Source organism: Vibrio sp. 811 (assembly GCF_033339195.1).
Window position 1 is genome coordinate 1 of sequence record NZ_JAWOUB010000070.1, and the last position, 1,446, is coordinate 1,446.

The following is a 1,446-nucleotide window of genomic DNA, read 5'->3' on the forward strand; positions in this document are numbered from 1 at the left end:
ACAGACGTAAACGAATACCGTCTTGAGCTTGCTCGTAAAATGGGCGTAACACGTGCAGTAAACGTGGCTGAAGAGAAGCTTGAAGATGTAATGGCTGAACTAGGCATGACAGAAGGCTTCGACGTAGGTCTTGAAATGTCGGGTAACCCAGCTGCATTCAACTCAATGCTAACGACAATGAATCATGGTGGTCGTATCGCTCTGTTGGGTATTCCACCATCAGACATGGGTATCGACTGGAACCAAGTGATCTTCAAAGGTCTGGTTATCAAAGGCATTTACGGCCGTGAAATGTTCGAAACGTGGTACAAGATGGCTTCACTGATTCAATCTGGTTTGGATTTATCGCCAATCATCACGCACCACTACAAGATTGATGATTTCCAAGAAGGCTTTGACGTTATGCGCTCTGGCATGTCGGGCAAAGTTATTCTTGATTGGGAATAATCAGTTCTAGTAAGAAAAGCGCTCCAAAGGGGGGCGCTTTTTTGTTTATTTTAGCCCTATCTTTTTCGTCCATTTTCTTAATTTCAGCCTAGAATTTTACTGCCGTTTAATAACCAATTTCCTGCTCTACTCTGTTCAAATCGACTTTATTTTCTTCTGAAACTTCAGTAAAGCTTCACTTTCTGTATTTAGAATAACCAAATGACCATTTTATTTTTAAGGGTATTTTGTGGTTTTATATCTTGCCAAAATTTCCTTTTGTAGTTATTTGTTTTTTAATCGTGCCTGTTTTTATACCTAACTTACTTCTTTTAAATGTTTCGCATTTTATATGCATTTAGTTTGTCATACTTGAGCTATAACTAATAAAACAATCATCGATATACAGTGGAATGTTAGAAAATGGAGCTTTATATGAAAAGAATATATTTGATGATGCCTCTGTTATTAACGTCATTCAGTTGGCAAGCAAACGGCGCCTCAGTGAGCGGCACCATTGATGTTTCAATTAACCTTGTACAAGGTTGTGTGATCAACGGAAATAATGCGGTAGACACTGCTTCTGGTATTGGTTTTGGTTTACTTGATTTCGGCGACGTGCCAGCGATCTTTACTGAGCAAGATGCTGTGGTCAATGGTGGCAGCGCGACGGGCATTGAAGTGCTCTGTAGTAACGGTGTGACTCCAACCTTTACACTTGGCACTGGTTTGTATGACGGAAGTGTAGCAGCTGGCTCCTACGCGATGTCGAATGGTTCCGAGTATATCGAATATAAGTTGTTTACCGATTCAGACAGAAATACCCAAATCGTGCAAAATGGAACGGTGGCGCTTACTGAGTTTACGACCGCAACGGCTCAGACCATTGAGCTTTTTGCGAAAGCTTACGGTACGAGCAGCACTGCGGGATCGTACTCAGATACAATCAGTGTGACATTAAGCTGGTAAACCGTGACGCTGGTTGTTAGAGGCTTTTCACTTGTCGTGATGAGTTGGTGT

At 41.6% G+C, this 1,446-nt stretch carries 2 protein-coding genes; both read left to right on the plus strand.

Features of this window, described 5'->3' with window-relative positions:
• Window positions 1–447 (plus strand): zinc-binding dehydrogenase (locus R7Q46_RS24850; RefSeq protein ID WP_318077884.1); only part of this gene is annotated, 447 nt, incomplete at its 5' end.
• Window positions 448–849: 402 nt separating this feature from the next.
• Window positions 850–1,395: a spore coat U domain-containing protein gene (locus R7Q46_RS24855; RefSeq protein WP_005462880.1), complete on the plus strand. Its 546-nt coding sequence runs from the start codon at window positions 850–852 to the stop codon at window positions 1,393–1,395.
• The last annotated feature ends 51 nt before the right edge of the window (window positions 1,396–1,446 follow it).